Below are 3,019 nucleotides of genomic sequence, written 5' to 3'. Positions count from 1 at the left end.
GAACGTCGTGGCGCCGGTGAAGTACGACAGCGCCGCCGGGACGGTGCGGGCGTTCGACGACGACGTCAGCGAGATGGCGAACAGGAAGTCGTTCCAGCACGAGATGAACACCAGGATCGCGCCGGCCTGGACAAGGCGCTCATGCACGGAGCCACCCTGCGCGAGCGCTCCCCGGACTCGCCGCTGACCGCTGCGCTGGGCACGCTCGCCCGCGACGTGCGGGACGCGCTGCTCGGTGATCCCGTGGGTGCCTGACCGCGGTGGTAGCGTCCGAGGCCGAAGGAGGTGGCCGGTGCGACGGATGACCCCGCTCGACGCGTCCCTCATGGCGCGCGACAGCGCCACCCAGCCGCGTCAGGTCGCCTCGCTCGCCGTGCTCGAGCAGGGGGACGTCCCGCTCGACCACGAGCGGCTGGTGCGGCTCATCGCCGAGCGCATCGACCTCGTGCCGCGCTACCGCCAGGTCGCCCGGCCGGTCCCGCTGCTCGGCACCCCGGTGTGGGTCGACGACCAGCACTTCGACCTCGGCCTGCACGTGCGCCGCTCCGCGCTGCCCAGCCCCGGCGGCACCGAGGCGCTCATGGACCTGGTCGGCCGGCTCGTCGCCCGCCGGCTGGACCCCGCGCGTCCGCTGTGGGAGCTGTACCTCGTGGAGGGCATGGCCGACGGACGGGTGGCGCTGCTGTTCAAGGCGCACCAGGCGCTCGTCGACGGCTCGGAGACCATCGACCTGGCCCAGGTGCTGCTGGAGGAGACGCCGTACGAGCGCGACCTGCCCGACGCCGGCTGGGAGCCGCACCCGGCGCCCACGAGCGCCCAGCTGCTCGCCGGCACGGTGCGCCGCAACCTCACGCCACCCCGCCGAGGGCCTCGGCGTCGCCGAGTACCAGCTGCGCAAGGTGCTCGGCCGCACCCCGGCCGTCGTCCCCAAGCAGCCGCCGGTCGGCCACGCGCTGACCGCGGCGCTGGGCCAGAGCCGCCGCTTCGCGACGGTCTCGGCGTCCCTCGGGACGACCACCGGCTCGTCCGTGACGCCCCACGGCGGCACGGTCAACGACGTCGTCCTCGCCGCGATCGCCGGCGGGCTGCGCGGCTGGATGCTGACCCGCGGCGAGGCGCTGAGCGCCGGCACCCGGGTCCGCACGCTCGTCCCGATGTCGGTCGACGCCGACGACGGCCTGCCCACGACGTTCGGCACGAAGGTGCGCGGCCACCTGCTGTCGCTGCCGGTCGGCGAGGCCAACCCGGTCGTGCGGCTGCACCAGGTCTCGTACGCGCTCAAGGGGCACCGCGAGACCGGCTCGGCCGTCGCCGCCAACCGGCTCGCGAGCCTGCCCGGCTTCGCGACGTCCACGTTCCACGCCGTCGGCGCGCGGGTGGGGGAGGCCGAGACCGGCCGCGGCTACCAGCTGCTGGTCACCAACGTCCCCGGCCCGCAGGACCCGGTCTACATGGCCGGGCAGCGGCTCAGCGAGGTCTACCCGGCGCTCCCGCTGACCGGCAGTCGCGCCCTGGCCATCGGGGTGACGTCGTACGCCGGCCGGGTGTTCTACGGTCTGGTGGGCGACCGGGACGCGATGCGCGACCTGGACGTCCTGGCCCAGTGCATCGACGAGGCGCTGGTGGAGCTGGTCGAGGGCGTCGGCAGCCGGAGCCGGGCTCCGCGCGGACGTCAACGACCCCGACGATGAGGACCCGATGAGGATCTACGCAGGCGTCACGCGCGCCGAGCTCGAGGCGCTGCACGCAAGCGGCACCGCCCTGTCAGGGGAGCGGTTCGTGGCCGCGTCCGAGGACGAGGAGGACGAGTCCGCCGCGCTCGAGGAGGCGGCCGAGGCCGGCGACGCGGTGGTCGTCGCCGAGCTCGACGACGAGGACGCGCCGATCGGCCTGGACGACGTGGCGTCCTTCCACGTCGACGTCGACGGCAGCGGCGACCTGGCCTGGTACGCCCGCCAGGAGCTCCCCGCCGTCCTCGACGCCCTCACCTAGCCCTGGCTCCGCCGAGATGTGTGAAGAAATCGACCGCCCCCACGCAGGAAGCGGTCGATTTCCTCACACTTCTCGGCAGCGCCGGGCCGGGGTGAGTCCTACAGCTTGGTGAGGCCGAGCTGGACCTCGTGACGCAGCGAGGCGAGCACCGCCTTGTGCACCTCGGGCTCGATCTTCTTGCCCAGGAACGGGATGGCCACCTTGACGTCGCCGTCGACCTCGAACGTCGTGCCGGTGCCGCTGGGCAGCAGGGTGGCGACGCCCTTCATGGTCGCCGGCTGGCCCTTGATCTCGACCTTCACGTCCGCCGTGCGCGTGCCGTCGGCGGCCGGGGCGCCCCAGACCTCGGTCTGGTGGACGGTGACCGTGCTGCCGGTGATCTTCTTGACGAAGTCGGGCAGGTCGGCGGGCATCGTGCGGACGATCGAGACCTCGTGGCCGTCGCCGTGCTCGGTGACGTGCACCTCGTGCTCGGTCGCGCCGTCGGCGACGGCCGCCTCGGTGCGGAACGCGGGATCGGTGATGAGGGCGTAGACCTGGTCGGGCGTGGCCCCGTCGTACGCGAAGGACTCGGTCAGCTTCATGCCCCGATCATGCTGCACCGCTCCCGGCCCGTCCACGCGGCGCGCGCCGCCGGAACATCCACGTCCGCATGGCCACGAACCGCAGCACCGTGACGCACAGGTTCGCCGCGGTGAGCACGACGACCTCGGCCAGCGGGTGCCCGCTGCCGGACGCCCGGTGCAGCAGCCACAGCGACCCGCTGGTCAGCGCCAGCCCGCAGCCGAGCACGACAGGCCCTGGACCTGGTGCGTGACGGCCCGCTCCCGGCCGCGGACGCCGAAGGTCAGCCGCCGGTTCGCGGCGGTGTTGGCCACGGCGGTGAGCACGAGCGCGAGCGCGTTCGCCGCCTGCGCCGACGTCCCCTGGCGCAGCAGGACGTACAGCAGGGCGTACGCGATCGTCGACAGCACGCCGACGACGGCGAACAGCGCGACCTGCGCCGGCAGCCGCCCGGCGCGCCCTC

5 protein-coding genes and 1 pseudogene are annotated in these 3,019 nt (G+C 73.8%); 3 read left to right on the top strand and 3 right to left on the bottom strand.

Annotation, left to right across the window (positions count from 1 at the left end; all coding sequences use genetic code 11):
- Positions 1 to 301: 301 nt before the first annotated feature.
- The 3 genes and pseudogenes from AC2W7G_RS12610 to AC2W7G_RS12600 form a co-directional block, all read left to right on the top strand.
- Positions 302 to 775, top strand: a pseudogene (locus AC2W7G_RS12610) (wax ester/triacylglycerol synthase domain-containing protein); the annotation flags it as partial.
- Between the two features lie 124 nt (positions 776 to 899).
- The gene (locus AC2W7G_RS12605) at positions 900 to 1,691 is read left to right on the top strand and encodes a WS/DGAT domain-containing protein (RefSeq protein WP_485868744.1); all 792 of its coding nucleotides are present in this window, start codon (positions 900 to 902) and stop codon (positions 1,689 to 1,691) included.
- Positions 1,692 to 1,698: 7 nt separating this feature from the next.
- A complete protein-coding gene (locus AC2W7G_RS12600; protein ID WP_485868743.1) occupies positions 1,699 to 1,992 on the top strand; it encodes a hypothetical protein in 294 nt (97 codons plus the stop codon).
- A gap of 98 nt (positions 1,993 to 2,090) precedes the next feature.
- Here the strand turns inward: AC2W7G_RS12600 and AC2W7G_RS12595 are convergent, their stop codons facing one another.
- The 3 genes from AC2W7G_RS12595 to AC2W7G_RS12585 all read right to left on the bottom strand — a co-directional run.
- Positions 2,091 to 2,576 carry a DUF2505 domain-containing protein gene (locus AC2W7G_RS12595; protein WP_485868742.1) on the bottom strand — a complete coding sequence of 162 codons (486 nt, stop codon included), beginning with the start codon at positions 2,574 to 2,576 and terminating at the stop codon, positions 2,091 to 2,093.
- 7 nt (positions 2,577 to 2,583) lie between these two features.
- A complete protein-coding gene (locus tag AC2W7G_RS12590; RefSeq protein ID WP_485868741.1) occupies positions 2,584 to 2,784 on the bottom strand; it encodes a hypothetical protein in 201 nt (66 codons plus the stop codon).
- Positions 2,760 to 3,019, bottom strand: a 260-nt coding sequence (locus AC2W7G_RS12585) for a GtrA family protein (protein ID WP_485868740.1), incomplete at its 5' end; no start/stop codon positions are given. The genes AC2W7G_RS12585 and AC2W7G_RS12590, both read right to left, overlap by 25 nt.

It is taken from the genome of Aeromicrobium sp. PFPM2_SD2 (assembly GCF_057364525.1).
The sequence above is the reverse complement of the archived record's forward strand: the minus strand, read 5'-3'. Positions and strand labels throughout refer to the sequence as shown.

What these genes read in the sequence shown, in the direction of transcription:
- AC2W7G_RS12600 (WP_485868743.1), top strand. Translation starts at nt 1,699, where the DNA reads ATGAGGATCTACGCAGGCGTCACGCGCGCCGAGCTCGAGGCGCTGCAC.
- AC2W7G_RS12595 (WP_485868742.1), bottom strand. Translation starts at nt 2,576, where the DNA reads ATGAAGCTGACCGAGTCCTTCGCGTACGACGGGGCCACGCCCGACCAG.